This is a genomic window from Chryseobacterium binzhouense (assembly GCF_007474545.1).
Classification (GTDB): Bacteria; Bacteroidota; Bacteroidia; order Flavobacteriales; family Weeksellaceae; genus Chryseobacterium; species Chryseobacterium binzhouense.
Genome location: NZ_VKOG01000001.1, coordinates 739,513 through 765,210, shown reverse-complemented (window position 1 = coordinate 765,210; position 25,698 = coordinate 739,513). Strand labels below are relative to the sequence as shown.

Below are 25,698 nucleotides of genomic sequence, written 5' to 3'. Positions count from 1 at the left end.
ATTTTCTGTTATTTTTATTCAAACTTAAGTACAAACATGATTGCTCTTGTCTGTAAAGTAGAAATTGCTGCAGACCAATAAGGAGGTGTTGTGGGATTATCTGCCACCATTTCGTTATTCATAAAAAATGTACCTCTGATTGCAGGAGTCAGCTTAAATTTATTAAAATAAAACTGAATACCCATTTCTGCAGACCAGGCAAAATTGTGAGTTGTAGACCTGAAAGTCTGCTGCAAATTATCATCCTGAGAATCTGAGTTTGACTGTAAATTCACAATATAATTTACACCCGCCGCCACGTAAGGTCTGGAATTGTACCATCTGTCACCATGAAACTCCAGAAGAACAGGAACATCTACCAATGTAGATTTTATATCTCTTATTCTGTCTTTATCCTGAAGTGCAATAGGAATAAACGGAGCATTAGTCAAACTTCCGTCTCTATAAATATCATTGGTCTGAGTATTAAAAGTCAATTGTCTCTGAGCAAACTGCAAACCTGGCTCCAGTCTTACATCCAGATAATCGTTTAATCTGAATTTTGCAATTAAACCGGCTCCGAAACTGTAGCTTTCTGTAGATTTTACCAAATTATGATTCTCAAACATTCCGTATCTGGGATCAAGAACAATGCGGTAATCCAGCCTGTTTCCGTTCAAATAAAAACCCCAGCTGAATGTCTGCTGGTCAAAATCTTCCAGCTTATCCATCCTGTTACGGGTTCTAAATTGAGCATCTGCAAAAATTGCAATATTTACTGAGGCTAAAACCAGAGCTTTTAATAGAAATTTATTCATAGGTTATTTTGTTGCTTTATAAATTGTGGCTATACCTAAACTTAGCTTTTTATATTCTACATTTTTAAATCCTGTGTCTATAAGAATTTGTTTCATTTTTTCTCCATACGGAAAAACATTTACAGAATCAGGAAGATAAGTATACGCCCTGTTATCTTTAGAGACCAATCTGCCGATTGCCGGCAATATATTTTTAAAATAAAACATATAAAAAGGCGCTAAAAAACCTTCTACCTTAGAAAACTCAAGAATATAAACACTTTTATTTTCTTTTACCACTCTTCTTAACTCTGCCAAACCTTTGGTAAGGTTTTCAAAATTTCTTACACCGAAAGCTACGGAAACTGCATCAAATCTGTTATCTTCAAAAGGTAAATTTTCCGCATCTCCTTTTTGCATGGAAATTTTGCCGTCTAAATTAAGTTTTTTTATTTTAATAACGCCAACATTTAACATTTGTTGCGATAAATCTAATCCTACAACTTTTGCATCAGTACCTTTTTCTACGGCAATAGCTAAATCTCCGGTTCCGGTAGCCACATCCAAAACTTCTTTCGGGTTGTCTTGCTTCATCCATTTTACCAGAATATTTCTCCACAACACGTCTACTTTCATAGACAGAACGTGGTTGAGCAAATCATATTTGGGTGCAATATTGTCGAACATGTCCTCTACCTGACTTTTTTTGCTGGAGTCAGAATTGTAGGGCGTAACTTGTGTAGTATCTTTTGTCAAAACTTAAAACTTATAATATTCTTTGTAATAATTGAGATAATCCTGCTTACGGAAAATCTTGGATCTGGACTCTACTTTCTGAATATTTTTGATCAGCTGATCATAATCTTCATCAATATTGTAATAAAAATCTTCTGTATACAGCTTATTAAAATGCTTTGCCCCGCCAAAATAAGGTTTCCCGTCTATCATGGTTTTATCCAATGCCAAAAGTAATGAATCTTTTTTAAGATTGTAGCCATAATATTGATCATTGATGTAATAATCTTTATGAGTGATATTGATAAGCCCGCGAATCTTGTTTACATCAAAGGCAGAATCGTAAAGCATTTTTTTGTTCTGATCAAAAACTTTAATGGAGTTTTTGCCTTTCTGTAAATCTACCTGAACGTACTGACCACCTGAGATAATATTTTCTTTCCCGTTATTTATTCTGAAATAATACGTATCAGGAGTAGGATTATCTACAAGGTAATAATTTTTTTTTGCCAAAAAGAAATAATAGATCGCAAAAGCACCTATAAATACCAGAATTGCAACAAGTAAGCCTTTTAATGAAGGGTTGTTTTTCATAGATTGTCTGAAACAATTTTTGCAAATTTAATAATATTTTTAATTCTTTCTTATTAATATTAATTATTAACTTTGCATCTTTAAAAAATTATACAAACGAATGCCGAATACAATCATTATAGGTTCCGGATCTTATCTTCCGAACAGAGTTATCGGAAGAGATTTTTTCTTAGATTCAGAGTTCTATACAGAAGATGGGCTGAAGATTGACAAGCCTGCTGAAGAAACCATTTCGAAATTTGTAGAAATTACGGAAATAGAAAACAGAAGATTTATTGAAGATGATCTTTCTAACTCAAAAATCGGATATGAAGCAGCTAAAATAGCTTTGGAAGATGCGAATATTGATGGTGAAGATTTGGATTATATCATTTATGCAAGCAACTTTGGAGAAGTAAGCATAAGCGGAGCAACTAATTTTATGCCTAATATGGCAGCAAGAGTAAAAAATCATTTAGGAATAAAAAACAGAAAATGCATCACTTATGATATGATTTTCGGTTGTCCGGGATGGGTTGAATCTATGATACTGGCTGATCAGCTAATCAAAGCAAAAGCCGCAAAAACAATTTTGGTAGTTGGCTCGGAAACATTAAGCCGTGTGACAGATCCTTACGACCGAAATAAAATGATTTTTGCAGACGGAGCAGGCGCTGTTGTTGTACAGGCTACAGAACAGGAAAATGTAGGAATCATTGCCCATAATACGATTTGCGACAATGGTCCTGAGCTTGAATATCTCAGAAACGGCTGCTCTCTGAATAAGGAGTTCAATGATGGAAGTGTATATATCAGAATGATGGGAAGAAAAATTTATGAGTACGCTCTGAAAAATGTTCCTCCTGCAATAAAGGAAACCATTGATGATGCGCAGCTTTCTATTACTGATATTGATAAAATTCTTATTCATCAGGCTAATGCAAAAATGGATTATGCGATGATCGAAAGACTTCACAAGCTTTATGATATAAAAAATTATGATCACTCTATTTCTCCAATGACGATTCAGGAGTTTGGCAATTCTTCGGTTGCGACTATTCCTACCATGTTTGATTTGATAATTAAAGGAAAAATGGACGGTCATTCGTTTAAAGATAAAGGCAACATCGTGATGGCTTCTGTTGGTGCAGGAATGAACATCAATGCGATTGTTTACAAATTTCCTTAGAATATATATTTATTAATTAAAGATAAAGCAGCACAAAGGAAGTTATTCTTTTGTGCTTTTTTATAGAATTTATTGTATGCAAAGAAACTTTTTGATTATTACCGGAATTTTTATTCTTCTGGAAATCTACGTTTATCAGGCAATCAGAACATTAACCGATAATTCATGGATCCGATGGAGTTATATTCTCCTCTACCTTATCATTTATGGACTTTTCACCTATGAAATTCTGAATTTCCAGAGAAGCGACCGCGATGCAACCAGAGCACACATTATCAGTATTTTGTTTCTGGTGTTTATAATTCCTAAGTTATTTGTTATTTTATTTCTTCTGGTAGATGACATTTTCAGAATCGGAAGCTATCTTGTAGGATTTACCCGTGAATCAGAAAATTTCTTCCCTGAAAGAAGAAAGTTTTTAAGTTTAATGGGACTCGGATTAGGAGGAGTGCTTTCTGCATTATTTATTGATGGAGCAGCTTTTGGTAAATACCGCCACAAAGTGCGAAAAGTAAGAGTAAAGATTGCCAATCTTCCGAAAAGTTTCAAAGGATATAAAATCATTCAGATTTCGGATGTTCACAGCGGAAGTTTTAATGACCCAAATAAATTAGCTCATGCTATTGATTTAATTAACGAACAGAAACCCGATTTGGTTTTATTCACCGGAGATATGGTGAATAATGTTGCAGATGAGTTTAAACCATTTATTCAGCTTTTTTCAAAAATTTCGGCAAAAGACGGTAAGTTTTCTGTTTTGGGAAATCACGATTACGGTGATTATGTTACCTGGAAATCTCTTGATGAAAAGAAAAACAATCTACAGACCCTTATCGATTACCAAAAAGAAGCAGGATTTGATATGCTTCGTAATGAGCATAGAATTATTGATAAGAACGGCGAAAAACTTTATATATTAGGAGTTGAAAATTGGGGATTAAAGCCCTTTCCGCAATTTGGCAGGCTTGATGATGCTTTGGAAAATGTTCCTGTAAAAGCTGCAAAAATATTGATGAGCCACGACCCTACCCATTTTGATTTTGTTGTGAAAAAGCACCCTTCCAATATTCACTTAACTTTATCCGGACACACACACGGAATGCAGTTTGGATTAGATTTAAAAAATATAAAATGGTCACCTGTACAGTATCGGTATCCGAAATGGGCAGATTTGTACGAAAGTGAAGGGAAATTACTGTATGTTAACAGAGGTTTCGGAGTCCTTGGCTATCCTGGACGAGTAGGTGTTCTACCAGAAATTACCCTTCTGGAACTTGCGTAATATTCAGCAAAAATCCGAATCATAAAAATTAGATTCGGATTTTTTATTTGTGGAGCTAAGAAGCATTAAAATGATTTTTTACCGTTTCTAAAACCTGCTCATCTGACATTTGCTGCGCTGTATCCAGCGTAACATTAAGGTCTTTAAATTGTGCCGTGTCATGCAGATAATGCTTAAACTCTTCCTGAATATTTCCCGGTCCTGTAATATAAACTTCTTCGGAATTAATCAGAAGATGTTCAATTTCTTTAAAAAATTTGGCTTTATTGGTCTGTTCGGCATTATTTCCTGCGTTTTCACTCGAATTACCGTGCTGCACAACTGCTTCTACAGGACTGCACAAAAAGAACTTAAAAGCATTTTGAGCATCATGATTTTTAACAACAACAGCTTTGCGGCTATCCATCCAGATTCCTGCTAATCTTTTTTCTGACATAATATTTTGATTTTGGTTATGCCGTGATAAGACAAGAATAATGCAAAATGAATGTTAATAGTTGTTAAAATTATTTCCCAATACAAATACAGCCGGGATTTTGTGAAGTTCAGGCTTTTGTTTCTGCCATTCCTTTATCGTTTTTGTCTTAATCATTTCCTGTTCAGGATCATTAATATTGGCTGCTATACAAAGCTTGGTATTCGGTGATAAAAATTTAACCAAATCTTCCAAAAGCTGATTATTCCGATACGGAGTTTCCATGAAAATCTGTGAATATCCTGTTTTCTGAACCAAACTTTCCAAATGGAGGATCTGCTTCTTCTTTTCTGATTTATCAATAGGGAGATATCCGTTAAAAGTAAATTCCTGCCCATTAAAACCACTGGAAATTAAAGCCAAAATAATAGATGAAGGTCCTGAAATAGGAATCACCCTGATATTTTTCTCGTGACACCATTTCACCATCAAATTTCCCGGATCTGCAATACACGGAAGCCCGGCTTCTGAAAGCAGACCGAAATCCTGTCCCTGAAGCATCAGTTGCTGCGCTTCTTTTATGTCTGAATTCTCTGTGTATTTATCTAAAAGAAAAAGCTTAAGATCTGCCTGCTTTTTTTCGGGAGCAAAAAATTTAACTACTTTTCTTGCTGTTTTTTCATTTTCCACGAAAAAATAATCGGTCTGCATGATATAATCTTTGATGACCGGTGCAAAATGATTAACAGAAGTATTTTCTGAAAGATATGCTGGAATTAAAAATAACATAATTATGGCTTATAACAAGATTAAAATTAAAGCTGAGATCGGATAAGTTTTTTTGAAATAATTTCACAGGCATCATTAATCTGAAGAAAAACTTTCTCAAAACCTTCTGCCTCGCTCCAATAAGGATCCGGCACTTCATCAGGATATTGTTCAAGATTTAAGCCATGCATTAATAAACTTATCTTGTTTCTTTGCTGTTCATTTTTAGCCAGAGAAAGTACGTCCTGCAGATTTTTTTTATCCATGCAGTAAATTTTATCATAATAATCCAAATCTTCCGGATTAATAGGTCTTGAGCATTGGTCTGATATATTAATTCCGTTTTTAGACGCAATTTCAACAGATCTTTTATCTGGATTGCTTCCTTCATGCATATTGATTGTTCCTGCGGAGTGTACTTCAAAATTATCAAGAAGTTTAGATTTTAAGATTCCTTCGGCAAGCGGACTTCTGCATATATTCCCAAGGCAGACCATTAAAATTTTCATTGAAAAAAATTTATTAAAACTAATTGAACACAAAACTAAATAAAAAATGGAGAATAATCTTATCCTCCATTTTTATATATCTGCAAAAAAGCAATCAGCTTTTTATCTTTTCAGTAAGTTCTTTCACATACTTCTTTACCTCCTTATCAATTTTAGAAACATCTTTAATAGTTTCGCAGGCATACATCACAGTAGAATGGTCTTTACCGCCCATTTCTTCACCAATCTTGGTGAATGTTGCATTGGTAAACTCTTTTGCAAAATACATTGCCAATTGTCTTGGAAGAGCGATTTCTCTTTTTCTGGTTTTAGATAAAAGCTGTTCTCTTTTAATTCCGAAATAATCACAAACCACTTCCTGAATGTAAGGAATATTGATAATTTTCTTCTGATTGGCTGCAATTTTATTGATTGTTTCTTTCAACAACTCCAAGCTTAGATCAGATTTGTAAATCGTAGAATACGCAATTACAGAATTAATGACCCCAATAAGCTCTCTTACATTGGTTTTGGCTTCCGAAGCAAGAAAATCCAGCATATCTTCTGTGAGTACAATTCCGTCACGGCTCAGTTTATCTTCAATAATTTTCTTTCTTGTTTCAAGATCCGGAGATTTAATTTCCGCAGAAAGTCCCCATTTGAATCGGGAAACAATTCTGTCCTGAATATCCATAATGTCAACAGGAGCCTTATCTGATGTAAGAATAATCTGTTTTCCGTTTTGGTGCAGATAATCAAAAATGTGGAAGAAACTGTCCTGTGTTGCAGATTTCCCCGAAAGGAACTGAATATCATCAATAATCAGAACATCCACCATTTGGTAAAAATTAGCAAACTCTGTCTGTTTATGGGCTTTTGCTGCTGAAATAAACTGCTGTATAAATTTTTCTGAAGAAAGATAAAGCACCACCTTATCCGGAAACTGACTTTTTACTTCCAATCCTACAGCCTGACCCAAGTGCGTCTTCCCTACTCCATAACCTCCGTATAAAAATAATGGATTGAAAGCTGTTGCTCCGGGTCTTTTAGCAATTGATTTTGCTACAGTTGCCGCAAATTTATTACTTTCACCTTCTACATAGTTATCAAACGAAAAATCAGCCTTAAGATTAGAATCAATATTTACTTTTTTAATTCCAGGCACAACAAAAGGATTGACAATATTGGATGAAAAACCCTGTGGCATAGTTTCCTGAACCTTTGGCGTAGGAACAGATTTCCCCTTCATATTCATCGTAACAGGTTTTTCCAGACCTGCCGGTTTGTTTTCCATCACAGAATACCAAAGTTTCACTCCTTTGCCAATGTTTTTCTTCAGGGCAGCAGAAAGCAATGACAGATAATTATCTTCAATATATTCTTTATAGAAATCGCTCGGAACCATCAACGTAAGATTATTCTCAACCAATGAAATCGGCTGAACTTTATCGAACAGTAAATCAAACGATTTTTCAAGCTTTTTAAGATCAGAATTGTCTTCGGCTGCGTTAAGATTATCCCGCATAAACTGAAGGCATTTCTGCCAAACCATCATTAAATTTTCATCCATATTTTATGCCCTGATTTATACTATGATTATTCGTTTTTAGAAGGAAGACAAAGGTCTAATTTTTTATTTTCAAAAAAAAATATTTCTCATATTGATTATTTAAAAATATATTTGTATGAATAATTTACCACTTCGAATGATACACTCAACACACTCATTAAGAGTACGTTACGCAGAAACAGACCCCATGAAATATGTATATTACGGAAATTACGCAACCTACTTCGAACTCGGGAGGGTAGAGCTTTTCCGGAGCATAGGAATCTCGTATGATGAAATTGAAAAACAGGGAATCTGGCTTCCGGTTTCAGATTATAAAATTAAGTATTTAAAACCAGCATTATACGATCAGAAATTGGAAGTCCATACTTACTTGAAAAAAATTCCGGGAGTGAGAATTGAGTTTGAATATGAAATCTACAATGAGGAAAAAATAAAAATTACAGAGGCTTCTACTACTCTTTTTTTTCTGAATGCAGAAAACAGCAAAATCATCAAATGTCCCGACTTTCTTATGAAACTGATTGAAAAGAACTGGAAAGAGTGATTAAAAAATACAATGCCGGAATTGTATAACTTCAAAGAACAAATTTGTCTATATTTGGTTTTAAATCCAGTTCATGAATAATCTTTGGTTCATCATTTTAGTCATTCTAATGATCGTCTTTTATCTGAATCTCTACAGAAAAATCGGGATTCTGGAAAAGAAGGTATCTGAACTGAATGATGAATTAGATGAAAAGAAAAAACGCATAACACCAGATAAAGATGATGTTCCGGAAGAAATTTTTCTTTCAGACCAAGCTGCACAAGATCATTTATACCAAAATACGGCACATAAGGAAACCGATATACCTGTTACTGAGAAAGACTGGATAAATCCTATTTTTGATTTTGTAAAACAGAATATTCTCACCGTAATCGGAATTTTCACATTGGTTTTAGGTATAGGATATTTCGTAAAATATGCCATTGATAAAAACTGGGTTGGCGAAAACAGCAGAACGGCAATAGGTTTTGTTTCCGGAGTGGTTTTGATGATTGCCGCGCATTTTATCAGAAAGAAATACACAATTTTTGCTTCAATCATAACCGGAGGAGGCATTGCTGTTCTTTATTTTACAACTACCATTGCATTCAGAGAGTACCATCTGTTTTTACAGAACACAGCATTTATTATTACGTGCTTTATTACTATACTTTCCATAGTCCTGTCTTACCGTTATCAAAGTGAAACTTTAATTATATTTTCATTATTTGGCGGTTTTCTGGCTCCACTGATGATCAGTACCGGACAAAGCAATTATATTTTCCTGTTTACCTATCTTACACTTCTGAATGCAGGAATGCTGATAATGGTTTATTTAAAAAACTGGAAAAGCGTCGGCTGGATAGCTTTTTTCTTTACTGCAGTTTATCTGTATTTCTGGACGGCAAATCAACCTGATATTAAAAGTATTATCTTCTACATCATAACCTACACTATTTTTTATGCGTTTGCTTTACAGAATTACTTCAAGTCTAAAAAACTGATCGTATCTGATATTGCTATGCTTATTTTCATCAATTTTTCGAGTATTATCGGACTCGTTTATTTATTTAATACTTTAAATTACAGCCCTTTAAGCATATTTCCTTTCAGCTTTGCAGTAATAAACTTTTATTTTATCTTTAAAGAATTTAAAAATAACAAACCCGACCGAAACTATTCCATATTTTCAGGTATTGCGATAAGTCTTTTTACCATAGCCATTGCTTTAGAATTTAAAACTCACATTATTACCAGTGTTTGGGCTGTAGAAGCCTCTCTTCTGCTATTCATCTGGAGAAAAACTGATCACCGCATTTTTAAGCTGTTTTTTTACGTGCTATTTCCAATGGTCATTATTTCACAAATGATTACGTGGACAAAATATTTAGATCAAAAAATCTTTATAGTTGTTTTTAACCCTGTATTTCTGACCAGTTTTGTAGTTATTGCAAGCTGTTTTTTCAATCTGATAATGTTTAAAAACAATTCACCCAAAAAACATCCTGTTTCTTTGTTTGAAAGATTTTTTAAAATTCTGTTTTTTGCAGTAATTTATTTTGCCATTCTCTTTGAAATCATTTTCCAGATCTCTGCTCAGCCTTTAACAGCAGTTTACACTTATAGTTTTTTGTACAGTTTTGTCTTTTTTACCTTGCTGTTAATATTTAGAAAAAAACTTGATACAGATAAAAATATTGAGAGAATTTTGATTTACATTCTTTTGTTTCTCTATCTTATTTTTGCGGTCACATCACAACTCTTGAATTCAGTCTACAGAAAGGAAATAGATTCAGATTTTTATTTCATACATTTACTATACATCATACCTTTTGTTGTTTTATTAAGAAGCATTATTCCAAAATCATCTTTTCTTAGAGAGGAATTTTCATCATGGATTGTATTTTTAACCATCGTTACAACGATAAGCTTTGAGTTATGCAGATCTTATATTCTTCTGAATGCGGTAAATTTTGCAGAAATATCTCCTCTTGAAAAGCATTTTGGAATACTTTACCTGACCATTATATGGGGAATAATTTCCTGTATTGCTATTTATGTAAGCTTAAAAAAGGACCAAAAAGAATGGCTTAAAATAGGTTTTGCATTGCTGGGAATTACCATTATAAAACTTTACGTTTATGATGTATGGCAAATGGATCACCTGTCAAGAATTATTGCTTTTACAATATTAGGAATAATTTTACTGGTAAGCTCATTTCTATTCCAGTATTTTAAAAACCTGGTAAAGACGTTCATAGAGAAAGACAAAAGAGAACAAATATAAATATGATTAAATATCAATAAAACCAACTATTTATTTAATATTCTTAAATTATTCATTTTTTTTAATGAAATTTTATAAAAAATAAGTATATTTATCAAGTTTTTAACAGTTATTTTATTTACTATGAAAAAAATTCTATATTCTATCCTTATTTGTGCATCTGCAACAGTTTTTGCACAAAAAAATTCTAATGTAAAATTTGCCATTTCCAATAATGCTGTAGGTACGGTTGCTATGTTTGACGCTCACAAGGAATTTGTGCAAAGTGTAAATGTTTTCAAAACAAAGGCAAACATCCCTCAAAACCTTAAAAAATTTGATTATCTGGCAGACAATGGTTTGGCTGAAGTAAAATTTAAAAAAGATGTAGGAACTCTGGATATCATGTCTCTTGCTATGTATAATTCTCAGCACGGTCTTCCGAAAGAAACTCCGGTAATGATTGAAGGCTACGAATTTAAAGATACTGAGACCATGATTTATGCTGATATGATTGCTTCTACGAAAGTAGATGTAGTAAACGGGACAAAAACCCTAGTAATTACTACTGTTAGAAAATAATCTAAAAAAAGTTACAATAAAAAAGAATCGGTTAGAAAACTAACCGATTCTTTTCTTTATAAATATTTCGTAAGCCAAATAGATCAGCGGAAGAGACATGATACCTGTAAATAAGGAATTCTGAATTGCGCTTTCTGGCTGAATAATAATCGCATACACCAATCCGAAAAATGCTCCGCCCAAATGGGCTGCATGACCTATATTATCATTCATTCGAGGGTTGAGCATCATATAAACAGAATAACTGAAATATAATAATCCAAAGATAAAACCGGGAATAGGAATTGGTATAAAAAAGAAATAAATTCCAATTTGAGGAGCTAATGCAATTGCTGCAAACAAGATCCCTGAAACACCGCCGCTCGCTCCGATTGCAGAATACCAGGATTGCTTCTGATAAATAAATAAAGAGAAGATATTACCCAGAAGTATCGCCCCAAAATAGATTAAAAGAAATCCTAAATTTCCAAAACCCTGCAGGATGACAGGTCCGAAAAAATATAACGTCATCATATTAAACAGAAGATGCATAAAATCTGCATGCAAAAAGCCCGATGAAAGCAATCTTACATACTCTTTTCTATACATAATCGCCCCTACATTAAACTTGTATTTCTCAAAGTTACTGCTCCCATTAGGAACCATAAATGTTACAATAGCTGTAATTGCAATAATTAATATAATAATATTCATTTCTTAATTTTCTTGATTAGCCCCATTCTCAAACAAGTCTCCGATTGTTCCTCCTTCATCATCAGCTGAAGATCCGAAATCAGGTTCCTCATATACTTCCGGTTCCTCTTCTGCAGGTTCAGGAATGGTAATATTAATATTCTTAACCTTAAATTTGGTAAACTGATTTCCAATAGCTTTTATTCCTTTTACAGAAATAAATTCGTCAATATTCACCGTTTCCGGCTCACGCTCTTTTCCTTTATCTTTTGCAAAAATAATTTCTGCCGTTGCATTATCAGATACAATAATACGTTCTATAAAAGATTTCGGATGTTCAGACGGCATAAAGGTCTGAATATTTGTTGTGTTTTCCAGTAAAAACCGTTTGATAAAATAAATATCTTTTTCACCATCATAATAGATACAGGTGACAGCCTGTTGCGGTTTCCACTTTTCAAGGACAATATATTCGTCATCAAAACGATTGCCAAGATCGAAACTTACCAGCTTGGCTTCTCCCTGAGAATTTATGGTCAAAATTTTATCATCACCTTTGAAGTTCCCCAGAAAACTTCCTCTTGCATCGGCATTCAGCCTTCGTACTGTGTCATCAAACCAAATCTTTCTTGGAGCCAAAGTAGAAACACCCTCTTCTTTCAGATCCACTTTTTTTATGGAATATTTGGTTACGAGATTTCCTTTAGAATCACGACCTTTAATTGCCAATTCAGAAAAATCTATTTCCATTTTATTTTTTCTGATTCTTGGATTAGGTTTCAGAAGAACAGTTACCACCTCAGCTTCACCATTCGGATTTGCCGAAAAATAAAGCATTTCAGAACCTTTTTTGTCTGATGCCAAAGGGTAATCTGTATTTCTGGTAACACCTGTTACAGAAAATCTTTTCATATAATATGGTCCTTCTCTGCCTTCGCGATAGATCATATTATATACCGTTCTTTTATCATTTTTCTTCCAGATTGCTACATGCTGTATATCTTTTCCGATAAACGTTTTGGCTTCTACCTTTACTACTTTCATACTTCCGTCTTTTCGGAAAGTAATAATATCGTCAATATCTGAACAGTCAAAAAGATATTTGTCTTTTTTAAGTGAAGTTCCGATAAAACCTTCCTCGAAATTGGCGTAGAATTTCTCATTGGCAACCGCTACTTTTGTAGCATCTATCGTATCAAAAATTCTTAATTCGGTTTTTCTCTCTTTTCCTTTACCGTATTTTTTCTGAATATTGGTATAATAATCTATTGCATAAGCAATTAAATTTGCCAGATTAAATCTCACCTGCTCTATTTTTCCTTCTAAAGCTGCAATATTTTCTTTAAATTTATCCAGATCGAATCTGGAAATTCTTTTAATTCTGATTTCCGTCAATCGCAGAATATCTTCCTGTGTTACTTCTCTTAAAAGGTGTGCAGTGTGTGGTTTCAGACCTTCTTCAATAGTTTTAAGAACCTCTTCCCAGCTTTTTACTTCTTCAATATCATGATAAATTCTGTTTTCTATAAAGATTCTTTCCAAAGACGAGAAATGCCAGCTTTCCTGAAGCTCATGAAGTTCTATTTCAAGCTCTTTTTTAAGTAAGGAAACAGTATGATCTGTATTCATTTTAAGAATTTCAGATACACTCATAAACATAGGCTTATCACCTACAATGACACATGCATTCGGAGAAATAGTAACCTGACAATCTGTAAATGCATATAAAGCATCAATCGTTTTGTCTGGCGAAACATCATTATGAAGATGAATGAGGATTTCTACCTTATCCGAAGTATTATCTTCAATTTTTTTGATTTTAATCTTACCTTTTTCATTGGCTTTCAGAATAGAATCTATGAGATCGCCGGTATTTTTGGAAAAAGGAAGCTCAGTGATCATTAAAGTATGCTTGTCAACCTGAGAAATTCTGGCTCTTGCTCTTACTTTACCACCTCTTGCACCGTCGTTATATTCAGAAACATCAAGATAACCCGCTGTAAGAAAATCCGGAAAAATCTCAAACTTTTTCCCTTTCAGATAAGCAACGGATGCATTGATCAGTTCGTTGAAGTTATGCGGTAAAATTTTTGTGGAAAGACCAACTCCGATCCCCTCAACACCTTGTGCCAACAGCAAAGGGAACTTTACAGGTAAATCTACGGGTTCGTTGTTTCTTCCGTCATAAGATTTAGACCAAATGGTTGTTTTAGGATTAAAAACCACTTCCAACGCAAAAGGAGTAAGCCTGGCTTCAATATATCTTGCAGCTGCGGCAGAATCTCCTGTATATATATTTCCCCAGTTTCCCTGCGTATCAATCAGAAGTTCTCTCTGCCCGATTCCTACCATTGCATCGGTAATAGAAGCATCACCGTGAGGATGATACTTCATTGTATTTCCTACAATATTGGCAACTTTGTTGTAACGTCCGTCTTCCAGTTCACGCATAGAATGCATGATTCTTCGCTGAACTGGCTTGAAACCATCATACACAGACGGAATTGCTCTGTCTAAAATTACATAAGATGCATAATCCAGAAACCAGTCTTTATACAGTCCTGAAACTTTTTTTAAGCTTTCGCCTTCGTGAGCGTTTTCTTCTATCATTGTCTATTCTTGATGTCTTTTCTCCTGATTGGCTTTCACCACTTTATTGAGAGAAACTTTTAAATCACTTATTTCTTTTCTGGTCAAATATGAAATTTCATATTTCAGAAGTGTGGCACCATTATTTTTACTTGATACCGTAATATACAGCCGTTTAATAAAAAATATAGCAACAATTTCAAATCTTATCAGTTTATATTTAGGAAACTCATCACTCAGCTCTTTATGTATAAACGGAATGATGTTTCTGTTTTTAAAGTTTAAAGCTTCACCATCACTGTCATACTCAAAAATCTGGCGTCCTACGAGGTGAAAAATAACCAGTAATAACATCGGCGCCGCAATCAGTACATAGCTTATATTTCCTAAAATATCAAATTTAAGCTCATTGAAAATAAAGCCGATAATTCCTGCCGAAAACAACATTAATAATAATGTATTGAAAAAGTTATAAACAGGAATTTTATTTTTGTTGCTAAGTCTCATTCTATTTGTGTTTTTATCTTTAAATCTTTCTAAATTTCTATTTCATCCAAAATTTCCTTCTTATCAATATCGGGATCTTCCACCACAAGGTTTTCGAGAATAAAAACCTGTCTGTCCGGAGTATTTTTACCCATATAAAATTCAAGAAGCTGCTCAATCGTCTGATCTTTCCCAATTACTACTGGCTCCAGACGAATATCTTTCCCGATAAAATGCTTAAACTCATCAGGAGAAATCTCTCCCAAACCTTTGAATCGCGTAATTTCAGGGTTTTTGCCCAATTCGTTTAAAGCTTTTATTCTTTCCTGCTCTGTATAGCAGTACCTTGTTTCCTTTTTGTTTCTTACTCTGAAAAGCGGAGTCTGAAGAATATATAAATGCCCGTTTTTGATTACATCAGGGAAAAACTGAAGGAAAAATGTAATCATCAAAAGTCTGATGTGCATTCCGTCAACATCGGCATCCGTAGCTATAATGACCTGATTGTAGCGCAGGTCTTCAAGACTTTCTTCAATATTCAAAGCTGCCTGAAGAAGGTTGAATTCTTCGTTTTCGTATACCACTTTTTTGGTTAAGCCATAACAGTTTAGTGGCTTACCCTTTAGTGAAAATACAGCCTGAGTTTCTACATCTCTGGATTTTGTAATAGATCCGGAAGCAGAATCCCCCTCAGTGATAAATATTTGTGTCTCCGCTTTTCTTTCTGCTTTCTGGTCATTGTAATGCTGTCTGCAGTCACGGAGTTTTTTATTGTGCAACGAAACCTTTTTGGCTCTTTCTCTCGCTAATTTCTGAATTCCGGAAAGCTCTTTTCTTTCTCTTTCAGAAATCAAAATTTTTCTCTGAATTGCTTCTGCAATTTCAGGATTTTTATGTAGAAAATTATCTAATTTGCTTTTAAGAAAATCAATAATGAAAGTACGCACAGTCGGACCATTTGGTCCGATATCATTTGAACCAAGTTTGGTCTTGGTCTGAGATTCAAAAACAGGCTCTTCAACATTAATAGAGACAGCAGCAACAATTGACTTCCGTACATCCGAAGCATCAAAATTTTTGTTGAAAAACTCCCGTATTGTCTTTACAAAAGCTTCACGAAATGCATTCAGGTGAGTTCCGCCCTGTGTTGTATTCTGTCCGTTTACAAAAGAAAAATAAGTTTCCGTCTGAGATTTATCGGTGTGGGTAATGGCTACCTCAATATCATTGTCTTTCAAATGAATGATCGGATAAAGCGTCTCATTTTCAAGCTCTTCATCAAGCAAATCTTTAAGACCGTTTTCCGAGAAAAAAGTTTCACCGTTAAAAATAATTTTCAATCCAGGATTTAGGTATGCATAATTGCGGAGCATTCTCTCGATATACTCTTTTCTGAATTTGTAATGAAGAAAAATTTCCGCATCAGGAGTAAAAGAGATTTCGGTTCCGTTTCTGTCTGAAGTTTCTTTTTCCGGAAATTCTTCTGTAATTAAACCTCGGGAAAATTCTGCAATTTTCATTTTTCCGTCACGGAAAGAACGTACCCGAAAATAATCTGATAAGGCATTTACAGCTTTTGTACCTACCCCATTCAGACCGACTGATTTTTTGAAAGCCTTACTGTCATATTTACCTCCGGTATTCATCTTTGAAACCGCATCTACAACTTTTCCCAACGGAATACCGCGACCGAAATCACGAATCTGGACTTTCCCTTCATCAACTTTGATCTCAATCCTTTTTCCTGCTTTCATTCTGAATTCGTCAATTGAATTATCCAGAATTTCTTTCAGCAAAATATAAATTCCATCATCGGCAGAAGAGCCGTCACCAAGCTTCCCAATATACATACCGGGACGCAGACGGATGTGTTCCTGCCAATCGAGGGTTCTGATATTTTCTTCGGAATAGTTGGGCTGTAAATCTTGTGACATATATAAATTCAGTAAACAGACAAAAATACGAATTAGAACAAAAAAAGACGAATTTTAAGAGATGTTTTTTCTCAGAGTATCACAATTAAAAGCTTTATAAATAATGAGGTACAAAAAAAGACACAACCAAAAGTTATGTCTTTTTGTATTAAAAACGGTCACCGTCAAGAATATTGCCTAAACCTCCGAGAATCCCGCCTTCTTCTTTCCGCTGTCCGGTTCCGAACTGAAGAATTCTGCCGGCAAGACGTGAAATAGGGAGTGTCTGAATCCATACTTTTCCCGGTCCGCGAAGCTGGGCAAAGAACACACCTTCTCCGCCAAAAAGAGTATTTTTAATTCCGCCAACCATCTGAATATCATAATCAACCGTTTTTGTAAATGCGACAATACAGCCTGTATCTATTTTAAGAATTTCTCCCGGCTGCAAATCTTTTTCAATAACATGACCACCACTGTGTACGAATGTCATCCCGTCTCCTTCAAGCTTTTGCATAATAAATCCTTCGCCACCAAAAAGCCCGGTTCCCAATTTTCTCTGAAATTCAATTCCCACAGAAACACCTTTTGCTGCACAAAGAAATGAGTCTTTCTGGCAGATTACTTTCCCGCCCAGCTGGCTTAAATCCAAAGGAATAATTTTACCTGTATAAGGAGCTGCAAAAGTGACATGCTTTTTACCGTGAGCAATATTGGTGAAAACAGTCATAAAAAGATTTTCACCTGTAAGCAGCCTTTTTCCGGCGGAGAAAAGTTTACCCATCAATCCTTTTTCGTTGCCGTCACCAAAAAGAGTTTCCATTTTTATACCTTCTGTCATCATCATAAAACTTCCCGGTTCAGCAATCACACTTTCCTGTGGATCAAGTTCAATCTCAACACACTGCATTTCCTCGCCGTGAATCTTGTAATCAATTTCGTGATTATTCATAATTTTATTTTTTTAATTTATTCAATTTTAATCCTAAAAATAACCTATTTTAGTTGTATAAATCCATATTGATCTATGATACAACTTCCTTTATCTAAGCTTTCTAATGTAGGAACCACAATTTTCAGCTTGATGACCCAGCTTGCCAATGAAAACCAAGCCATTAACTTATCTCAGGGATTCCCTGATTTTCCTGCAGATCCTGAACTTTTAAGTCTTGCAGATCATTATATCAAAAATGGATTTAATCAGTATGCGCCACTAGGCGGAATGTTACCGTTGAAAGAGCAAATTGCACAAAAAATTGAAAATTCTCACGGTTCTGTTTATCACCCCGATACAGAAATCACCATTACCGCAGGCGGAACACAGGCAATTTTCACAGCTATTGCCACAATCATAAAAGATGGTGATGAAGCAATTATTTTCGAACCCGCTTATGATTGCTATGAACCAACCGTAGAGCTTTTCGGAGGAATTGTTAAAAGATTCAGGATGACGGCACCAGATTATACCATCAATTGGAATGAAATTAAAAATCTGATTTCAGACAAAACAAAACTCATCATTCTGAATAATCCAAACAATCCTTCCGGAAAGATTTTAAAGGAAGATGACATTCAGGAATTAATAAAAATTGTAAAAGACACAAACATTTTAATCTTAAGTGATGAAGTATATGAAAACATGGTTTTTGACGGAAATCAGCACCTGAGCATTTGCCAATATCCCGAACTGAAAGAAAGAAGCTTTCTCATTGCATCTTTCGGAAAACTTTTCCATATTACCGGCTGGAAAATCGGCTACTGCGCAGCACCAAAATCACTGACTGATGAATTCAGAAAAATACATCAATTCAATGTCTTTTGTGTGAATACCCCTTTACAATTGGCATTAGCAGACTACATGAAAAATGAAAACAACTATCTTCAACTCAGTCAATTCTTCCAGGAAAAACGTGACTTTCTGAGAGAAGGTCTTAAAAACACGTCTTTTGAGCTTCTGGATTGTGAAGGAACCTACTTTCAGGCGGTGAAATATGATAAAATTTCTGATAAAACAGACTTTGATTTTGCCTATGAACTTACCATTAATCATAAAGTGGCAACCGTACCGTTCTCTTCTTTCTACAAAGACAAGATGAATGAAAATGTAATCAGATTATGCTTTGCAAAGAAGAATGAAACGCTCGAAAAAGCGCTTGAGAATTTACAAAAGCTTTAAGAAAACAATCTTACAGGTTTAATTTAAATAATTATTAAGTTTTACATCATTGATTTGCAAAACATTATTAACAATGGGCTTATAAGCAGGTTTCTGATTGTTAGATTTTCTATAAAAAGAGTTCAACAGAACTTTTAATTTAACCTTTGAAATTGGTAAATAATTAAATTCAAAAGCAAAATCTTCATTTTTACATTTTAAAAAAATTCTCAAAATTGAATTTTTATGCTGTAGATGATAGAATTCAATCTCATTCCAAAAAATTGTTCGACTGTCTGAGAAAGTTATTCCCTTTTTGTTTAAAACAATTTCGGGATTTTTTCTGAATTTTCTTGTTAGAAAAATATTCAGTCCAAAACTAAATAAACCACCAAGCAGAATCAAAAACAAAAAAGTAGGATTATAATCACTTTGTTTAAAATATTGTAAACCTACAAAAGTAAAAATTGATGGAATAATGAAATATTGTGCGTACGAAATTTTACTTTTTTCAATCACAACTTTATCCGGAATTTGCTCCTTAAAAAAATGGTTTTTGATTCTAGACATTCGCCGCTTCTTAATATGGAAGTTTATTACCATTTCATCACATCTTTCACAACTCCATAGTTTTGAGTATGCTGCAGCAATTCAGACTCAATAAATGTTTTAATTTGCTCTTCGAAACCATCATTCGGGAACAATAAATGAACATTCGCTCCTGCATCCAAAGTAAAAAATAATGGCAAACTTGTTTCTTTTCTAAAATCCCAAATTTTATTGATAACTTCTAAAGTTCCGGTTTTCATTAAAATAAAAGCCGGATCGCTCATCATCATCATCGCATGAAGGGTCAATGCTTCATGCTCCACAAGTTTAATGAAATCCTCCATATTTCCTGATTTCAATATTTTTTTCATCGGAACAAAATTCTCCCGGGCTTCCTGAAATCTCCTTTCAGCATAAGGATTAGTATTCATCAAACCATGACCCACAGTGGAAGAAACACTTTTTACACCTTCATGAATTAATAAAACCCAATCATTAAAATCTTTGAAAACAGGATGAATTTCAGCATCAGAATATTTAACTGCAAACAGATCTGAACTACCTTCCACCTCATCAGTTGCTCCCCAAACAACCAATCCGTCATACAAACTTCTGCATGCACTTCCGCTTCCTAATCTTGCCAAAAATGAAGCTTTTCTTGTTATAAATGATGGATCCTGAATGTCAGAAGAAAAACACTCATCCAATTTCATCAGACATTTTGCAATAGCTCCAAAACCGGAAGCTGAACTTGCAATTCCCGAACTGTGAGGAAATGTATTTTCTGTTTTGATGATATATTTTCCCTTTAGAATCCAAGGCAAATACTGCTCTATATTCTTAAAATATTTTTCTATTTTTTCAGCAAATTTAATTTCTTCATTCCCTGCTAAAAAAGTCTGAACAGAGAATGGTTCATTAGCAAAAAACTCTATTTCAGTATTGGTTTTACAATGGTTCAAAGTAAAACTGATACTCGGATTTGCCGGAATCTGGTCTTTATATTTGCCCCAATATTTAATTAAAGCAATATTAGACGGACAGCTCTCCAAAACTGATATATTTTTTACTGTGAAATTTTCTTTTCCTAAAAATTCGTTTGTTGTCATAATTTTTATTCGCCTTTTCAGGGCTTCATCGTTTTGCTTATTTTTCTAAATCAGATTTAACCTGTTATTGGTAATTTTGTCCTTTTGGAGCTTTCTTATAATTACATTAATACATTTTTTCAATCACATCAGCATACTTTTTCAAGACAACATTTCTTTTTACTTTTAAAGTAGGAGTAATCTCTCCGCTGCCAATTTCAAATTCAGCCGGCATTAAAGTAAACTTTTTCACCTTTTCAAAATCTGAAAGATGAGATTGAAGTTCATTTATTTTCTCTTTATAAAAATCTATAATTTCTTTTTTGTTGACAATTTCTTCCCAATTGGTAAAACTTATGGCGTTTTTCTTTAAAAACTCTGTTAAAAACTCAAAATTCGGAACAATCAGAGCAGAAACAAACTGGCGTCCTTCAGCAATTAAAGTAATCTGCTGAATAAAATTATTGTTGGTAAGAAGATTTTCTATCTGCTGCGGAGCAATGTATTTTCCGTTGGAAGTTTTCATAAGATCTTTGATGCGATCTGTAATGAAAAGATTTCCATGGTCATCAAATCTTCCTGCATCACCGGTTTTAAACCAGCCGTCCTCAGTAAAAACTTTCTCGGTTTCTTCAGCTTTATTGTAGTAACCTTTCATAATACCGTTACCTTTTGCCTGAATTTCGTTTTGCTCTCCAATTCTTATTTCAACTCCGGGCAAAGGCTTTCCACAACTGCCGTGTTCAAAACGAGTAAAAGGCATAGCCGTTAATGTTGCGGTTGTCTCTGTTAAGCCGTAACCAACCGTTACATGAATGCCGATAGATTCAAAAAAACGGGTTACTTCAGGTGACAAAGATGCTCCTCCGCATGGAAGAAACCAAAGTCTGCCGCCCATCTTTTCCTTTACTTTACTAAAGACTAGAAGATCGGCAAAAGTTTCTTTTATCTTTAATCCAAAAGGGATAGCTTTTTCATTTCTTCTTAATTCAGCAGTTTGCCATCCTGTTTCCAGTGCCCAACTGAAAATTTTCTTTTTCAAAGAAGGGCCTTCCTCTGCTTTTTCTAAAACGCCTGCATAAATTTTCTGAAAAAATCTTGGAACAGCGCACATCATCGTCGGTTTTACTTCTTCCAGAGTTTTGGCAATATCTTTCGGATCTTCCAGAAAATAAACTCTTGCACCGCCGTAAAGGCAAAGTAAGCTCCAGCTTCTTTCAAAGACGTGGGTTAAAGGTAAAAATGCCAGCGACAATTCTTCTTCAAAATTCCTGAATTTAAAATAATCAAAATGTGCATCAAAAGCTTTGATAAAGTTACCATGCGAGAGCATCACCCCTTTTGGTGTTCCCGTTGTACCTGATGTATAGATCAATGTTGCAGTGTCCTCATCATCTTTATTGATAAAGTCAAATTTTGGAGATGATTTAGCAATAAAGTCTTCTAGATAAAAACTGCTGAACTCTTTTTTAATCCAGACTGCTTTTTTAGAAACAATAATGGTTGCGAACTGAGTATTTTGTTTCTGTAAAATTTCCAGACAAGCATCATACTGAGACTGATTTCCCACCAAAATCATTTTCGAACCCGAATCATTAAGGATAAATTCTGTCTGTTCACCATTATTGGTTGAATATATAGGAACAGTAATGGCTCCTACAGATAATACAGCAAGATCAAAAATCATCCATTCTGCTGAATTGTCTGCATAAATAGCAACTTTATCATTTTCTCCAATTCCTGAATTTTTCAGTGCATTGGCGGTTTTGTAAACAATTTCACTGAATTTATTCCAGCTCAGTTCCTTCCATCCCGAATCTTTTTTCTTAAAGCCGACTGCTGATTTTAAAGGATGTTTTTCTACATTTTTTCTGATGATAGCCTCTGCAAGATTCATTACTTTTTATTCAGCTTTTTGTCGTTAATATAGTTATTAAGATGAAAGTCTATGCTTTCTGAAACAGGAATAAACTGATACCCCAGTCTTTCTTTTATTTTTTTATTTGAAATAAAATTCAGGTTTGAAACAGCTTCTATATTAGTTTTTGTTGCCATTCTCAGCTGAGGAATAAGCCAGCTGAACAATACATTGGCAACTCTGCCGATCTGAAGAATATTCTTTGAAAGAATTTTAGCTTCTTTCAGACCTAATTTTTTTCTTATCTGCTCTCCTATTTCAGCATATTTTTTAGTCTCTGATACAATCACAAAACGCTCACCGAACTTTTCTTTCTCCATAAGGTGTACAGCAATTTCTGCAACATCTCTCACATCTACATAGCTTGTGCCTCCGGAAAATGTAAAGCTGTTGTTTTCAAAAGTAGGAAAAACATCTCCGCTGCTTTTTCCCCAGTTTCCGGTTCCTATAATCATTCCGGGGTTGATGATGATCGTATTCAATCCTTCCGCAGAAGCGCGCCAGACTTCCATTTCTGAAATATGTTTTGAAATCGCATATGCAGAATGATCTTCTTTAGGATTAAAATCTGAGCTCTCGTCAAGCTCTCCGTTTTCGTTGAATAAATCTAAGACTGCAATAGAACTTACATGAAGAAATTTTTTAACAGTGGAATTTTCACATGCATATAAAAGATTTCCAGTGCTTTTTGTGTTGGTACGATAAATTTCTTTACTGTCTTTTGGGTTATACCCTACTTTGGCGGCACAATGATAAACTTCCGTAACATCGTTTAATGCAGCTTCAACAGAAAGAATATCTTCAAAATCAATATCTACCCATTCAATTTTGCTGAAAAAATCATCAGAATTTTCAGTATAATAACGGTAAGAATTTTTTACCTCAATTAAATTACTGGTAGGTCTTTTGGCTGCCCGTACCTTTTTCCCTTTTTTCAAAAGTTCCAGAACGATTACCCTGCCTAAAATCCCTGTAGCACCTGTTACGAAAACCATTAATTATATTCCTACTTGATTACTTACTAAATTAAAATAAAAATTTTTCTTTTCCAACAGTTCGGCATGAGTTCCTTTTTCAATAAAAGTTCCGTCATTCAGAACAAGAATCTGGTCTGCATTTTTTACCGTACTAAGGCGATGTGCAATGATAATCACCGTTTTTCCTTTAAAAAAATCAAAAAGATTGCTCATGATTTCCTTTTCATTCTGCGCATCCAAAGCACTCGTTGCTTCATCCAAAAGAAAAACAGACGGATTTTTGTAGATGGCTCTTGCAATCAAAATACGCTGTTTTTGCCCTGTACTCAGACCTATTCCGTCGTTTCCGACAATGGTATCCATACCTTGCGGAAGCTGCTGAATCAGTTTTTGCAAATTTGCAACTTTTACAGCATAATCCAGCAGATTTTCATCAATATTATCCTGCTTCAAAGTTATATTTCTCCGAATACTTTCAGAAAAAACAAAACCTTCTTGCAGAACAGTTCCCGTGATCTTACGCCATTCATTAAGTGAAATGTCCGATAATGAAGTTCCGCCAAAATCAATTTGTCCTGAATCTGGCTCGTAAAAACGAAGAAGAAGCTTGAAAAGTGTAGTTTTCCCGCTTCCGCTTTCTCCTACAATTGCCGTTACTTTACCATGCGGAATGACGGCATTCAAGTTTTTCAGAATATCAAAATCTCCAAAACCAAAGCTTACATTATTGAGTACAATATCATTATTGTTCTTTATTTCTTTAAAATGCTGGGCTGTATTTTCTATCGGTTTGGTATGAACCTCAGCAATTCTTTCCAGGCTTAATTTTGCATCCTGAGAAATCTCTATAAAATACAGAAGCTGATCGAAAGGCGAATTCATCTGACCGACAATAAAACTGATGGCAAGCATCATCCCCAAAGTAAGATCACCATCAATAACCGAAAAGGCTGCAAATCCTGTAATAAGAATATTTTTAAGCTGAGAGATGAAACCCGCCCCAATCATCTGATATTGCGAAAGCTTCAGCGCTTTTTTATTTCTTTCAAATACATCATGCTGCAGATTTTCCCATTTAGTTCTCTGGAAATTTTCTGATTGATTGATTTTGATTTCAGACATTCCCAAAACCATTTCGTTCAGAATATTCTGATTTTTACTGTTAAGAACAAATTCTTTCTGATCTAAAATTTTTCTCCGGTTTAAAAAAACAGAAATCCAGATGACCGAAAGTGCACTCAAGACAAAGAATATCAGTAAAATGACGAGATTATAAACTCCCAAAACCACTGAAAATACAATAAGGTTTAAAAATGAAAAAAGAATTGAAAGCGTATTGGTTGAAAGAAAAGAATTGATTCTCTGATGATCTAAAATCCTCTGCTGAATATCACCCAGCTTTTTAGATTCAAAATAAGAAACGGGAAGCTTTATGAGTTTCTCTATAAAATCGCTGATCAGTTTGATATTTACCCGGGTATTGACTTTCAGCATAATCCAGCTCCTTATCAATTCCATAAAACTGTTTCCGGAAAAAAGAAAAATCTGCGCAGCAATGATCATCAGAACCAGATTTTTATCCTTAGAATTGATTCCTTTATCTACGAGATTCTGTGTAAGAAAAGGAAAAGCAAGCGTGATTATGCTGGTCAAAAGCAAAGTAAAAACCAACACAGCCAAAGATTGTCTGTGAGGCTTGAGGTATGAGATGAGAAAACCAAAGCCTTCCTGAATTTTCTCTTCTTTTTTATCATAAAATTTCTGAGCAGGCTGCAGCAAAAGAGCTTTCCCTGTTTCAGTGTTCTGAAGCCAACTGCTTTTAAACTCATCTTCAGAGAGCAATATTTTTCCATATTCAGGATCAGCAATCAGAATTTTATCCGTTTTTTCCTGTGGAGGCAAAACCACAAAATGCTCATTCTTCCAGTGTAAAATGCAGGGTTTAGGAGCTTTAGACATCAGCTTTTCAAAATCAGTTTCAACCGCAAGAGTTTCAAAACCCAGTTCATGAGAAGCGGAAATGAGATCATGAAAGCTCACCCCTGTTCTGGACTGAAGCGTAATCAGGCGAAGATATTCCGCTGAAAAATTCTTTCCAAAATATTTTGTAATTATCCTAAGACATGTCGGTCCGCAATCCATCGAATCGAGCTGCCTGTAAAAGGTAATTTTTGCCAC

Annotated in this window: 22 protein-coding genes; 6 read left to right on the top strand and 16 right to left on the bottom strand. The window is 34.5% G+C overall.

Translation table 11 applies throughout. The features are described from left to right. Window positions 1-14: 14 nt before the first annotated feature. From porT to FNE73_RS03465, 3 genes are read right to left on the bottom strand one after another with little or no spacing between them, the layout of a single operon-like run. Window positions 15-797 carry a type IX secretion/gliding motility protein PorT/SprT gene (gene porT / locus FNE73_RS03475; protein ID WP_143883373.1) on the bottom strand — a complete coding sequence of 261 codons (783 nt, stop codon included), beginning with the start codon at window positions 795-797 and terminating at the stop codon, window positions 15-17. Between the two features lie 3 nt (window positions 798-800). Then, window positions 801-1,532: a bifunctional demethylmenaquinone methyltransferase/2-methoxy-6-polyprenyl-1,4-benzoquinol methylase UbiE gene (gene ubiE, locus FNE73_RS03470; RefSeq protein ID WP_089742038.1), complete on the bottom strand. Its 732-nt coding sequence runs from the start codon at window positions 1,530-1,532 to the stop codon at window positions 801-803. Between the two features lie 3 nt (window positions 1,533-1,535). After that, on the bottom strand, window positions 1,536-2,105 hold the full coding sequence (locus tag FNE73_RS03465) for a hypothetical protein (protein WP_143883372.1): 570 nt from the start codon (window positions 2,103-2,105) through the stop codon (window positions 1,536-1,538). Between the two features lie 100 nt (window positions 2,106-2,205). Here FNE73_RS03465 and FNE73_RS03460 point away from each other — a divergent pair, with 100 nt between their 5' ends. Further along, a complete protein-coding gene (locus tag FNE73_RS03460; RefSeq protein ID WP_143883371.1) occupies window positions 2,206-3,273 on the top strand; it encodes a 3-oxoacyl-ACP synthase III family protein in 1,068 nt (355 codons plus the stop codon). Between the two features lie 76 nt (window positions 3,274-3,349). Next, a complete protein-coding gene (locus tag FNE73_RS03455) occupies window positions 3,350-4,555 on the top strand; it encodes a metallophosphoesterase (RefSeq protein ID WP_143883370.1) in 1,206 nt (401 codons plus the stop codon). Window positions 4,556-4,610: 55 nt separating this feature from the next. On the opposite strand, the gene FNE73_RS03450 is transcribed toward FNE73_RS03455, so the two are convergent. From FNE73_RS03450 to dnaA, 4 genes are all read right to left on the bottom strand, one after another. After that, complete coding sequence (locus FNE73_RS03450) at window positions 4,611-4,991, bottom strand: hypothetical protein (protein ID WP_143883369.1); 381 nt, start codon at window positions 4,989-4,991, stop codon at window positions 4,611-4,613. Window positions 4,992-5,045: 54 nt separating this feature from the next. Beyond that, window positions 5,046-5,759, bottom strand: a complete 714-nt coding sequence (locus FNE73_RS03445; protein WP_143883368.1) for an SAM-dependent methyltransferase — start codon at window positions 5,757-5,759, stop codon at window positions 5,046-5,048. 26 nt (window positions 5,760-5,785) lie between these two features. Further along, window positions 5,786-6,247 (bottom strand): low molecular weight protein-tyrosine-phosphatase, encoded by a 462-nt coding sequence (locus tag FNE73_RS03440; RefSeq protein ID WP_143883367.1) that lies wholly within the window; start codon window positions 6,245-6,247, stop codon window positions 5,786-5,788. A gap of 94 nt (window positions 6,248-6,341) precedes the next feature. Beyond that, window positions 6,342-7,796: a chromosomal replication initiator protein DnaA gene (gene dnaA, locus FNE73_RS03435; protein ID WP_143883366.1), complete on the bottom strand. Its 1,455-nt coding sequence runs from the start codon at window positions 7,794-7,796 to the stop codon at window positions 6,342-6,344. A gap of 136 nt (window positions 7,797-7,932) precedes the next feature. On the opposite strand from dnaA, the gene FNE73_RS03430 reads away from it, so the two are divergent. The 3 genes from FNE73_RS03430 (at window position 7,933) to FNE73_RS03420 (ending at window position 11,173) form a co-directional block, all read left to right on the top strand. Next, window positions 7,933-8,343 carry an acyl-CoA thioesterase gene (locus FNE73_RS03430; RefSeq protein ID WP_143883813.1) on the top strand — a complete coding sequence of 137 codons (411 nt, stop codon included), beginning with the start codon at window positions 7,933-7,935 and terminating at the stop codon, window positions 8,341-8,343. A gap of 73 nt (window positions 8,344-8,416) precedes the next feature. Beyond that, entirely contained in the window at window positions 8,417-10,612 is a 2,196-nt protein-coding gene (locus FNE73_RS03425) for a DUF2339 domain-containing protein (protein ID WP_143883365.1), read from the top strand. A gap of 123 nt (window positions 10,613-10,735) precedes the next feature. After that, window positions 10,736-11,173 carry a hypothetical protein gene (locus tag FNE73_RS03420; protein WP_143883364.1) on the top strand — a complete coding sequence of 146 codons (438 nt, stop codon included), beginning with the start codon at window positions 10,736-10,738 and terminating at the stop codon, window positions 11,171-11,173. 39 nt (window positions 11,174-11,212) lie between these two features. On the opposite strand, the gene FNE73_RS03415 is transcribed toward FNE73_RS03420, so the two are convergent. The 5 genes from FNE73_RS03415 to FNE73_RS03395 form a co-directional block, all read right to left on the bottom strand. Beyond that, window positions 11,213-11,866 carry a rhomboid family intramembrane serine protease gene (locus FNE73_RS03415; protein WP_143883363.1) on the bottom strand — a complete coding sequence of 218 codons (654 nt, stop codon included), beginning with the start codon at window positions 11,864-11,866 and terminating at the stop codon, window positions 11,213-11,215. 3 nt (window positions 11,867-11,869) lie between these two features. Continuing rightward, a complete protein-coding gene (locus FNE73_RS03410; RefSeq protein ID WP_394366293.1) occupies window positions 11,870-14,455 on the bottom strand; it encodes a DNA gyrase/topoisomerase IV subunit A in 2,586 nt (861 codons plus the stop codon). A 3-nt stretch (window positions 14,456-14,458) separates the two neighbouring features. Further along, complete coding sequence (locus FNE73_RS03405) at window positions 14,459-14,941, bottom strand: hypothetical protein (RefSeq protein WP_143883362.1); 483 nt, start codon at window positions 14,939-14,941, stop codon at window positions 14,459-14,461. Window positions 14,942-14,970: 29 nt separating this feature from the next. Next, window positions 14,971-16,854 carry a DNA topoisomerase IV subunit B gene (locus tag FNE73_RS03400; protein ID WP_143883361.1) on the bottom strand — a complete coding sequence of 628 codons (1,884 nt, stop codon included), beginning with the start codon at window positions 16,852-16,854 and terminating at the stop codon, window positions 14,971-14,973. Between the two features lie 148 nt (window positions 16,855-17,002). Beyond that, window positions 17,003-17,785, bottom strand: a complete 783-nt coding sequence (locus FNE73_RS03395) for a TIGR00266 family protein (RefSeq protein ID WP_143883360.1) — start codon at window positions 17,783-17,785, stop codon at window positions 17,003-17,005. A gap of 75 nt (window positions 17,786-17,860) precedes the next feature. Between FNE73_RS03395 and FNE73_RS03390 the strand changes: the two genes are divergently transcribed. Continuing rightward, window positions 17,861-19,009 carry a methionine aminotransferase gene (locus tag FNE73_RS03390; RefSeq protein WP_143883359.1) on the top strand — a complete coding sequence of 383 codons (1,149 nt, stop codon included), beginning with the start codon at window positions 17,861-17,863 and terminating at the stop codon, window positions 19,007-19,009. A gap of 575 nt (window positions 19,010-19,584) precedes the next feature. Here FNE73_RS03390 and FNE73_RS03385 read toward each other — a convergent pair. The 4 genes from FNE73_RS03385 to FNE73_RS03370 form a co-directional block, all read right to left on the bottom strand. Next, window positions 19,585-20,646: a diphosphomevalonate/mevalonate 3,5-bisphosphate decarboxylase family protein gene (locus FNE73_RS03385; protein ID WP_143883358.1), complete on the bottom strand. Its 1,062-nt coding sequence runs from the start codon at window positions 20,644-20,646 to the stop codon at window positions 19,585-19,587. Window positions 20,647-20,752: 106 nt separating this feature from the next. Then, the gene (locus FNE73_RS03380; RefSeq protein WP_143883357.1) at window positions 20,753-22,522 is read right to left on the bottom strand and encodes an AMP-dependent synthetase/ligase; all 1,770 of its coding nucleotides are present in this window, start codon (window positions 22,520-22,522) and stop codon (window positions 20,753-20,755) included. Continuing rightward, window positions 22,522-23,538 carry an NAD-dependent epimerase/dehydratase family protein gene (locus FNE73_RS03375; RefSeq protein WP_143883356.1) on the bottom strand — a complete coding sequence of 339 codons (1,017 nt, stop codon included), beginning with the start codon at window positions 23,536-23,538 and terminating at the stop codon, window positions 22,522-22,524. The genes FNE73_RS03380 and FNE73_RS03375 overlap by 1 nt, the downstream gene beginning before the upstream one ends. Window positions 23,539-23,541: 3 nt before the next feature. Further along, the gene (locus FNE73_RS03370) at window positions 23,542-25,698 is read right to left on the bottom strand and encodes a peptidase domain-containing ABC transporter (protein WP_228429860.1); all 2,157 of its coding nucleotides are present in this window, start codon (window positions 25,696-25,698) and stop codon (window positions 23,542-23,544) included.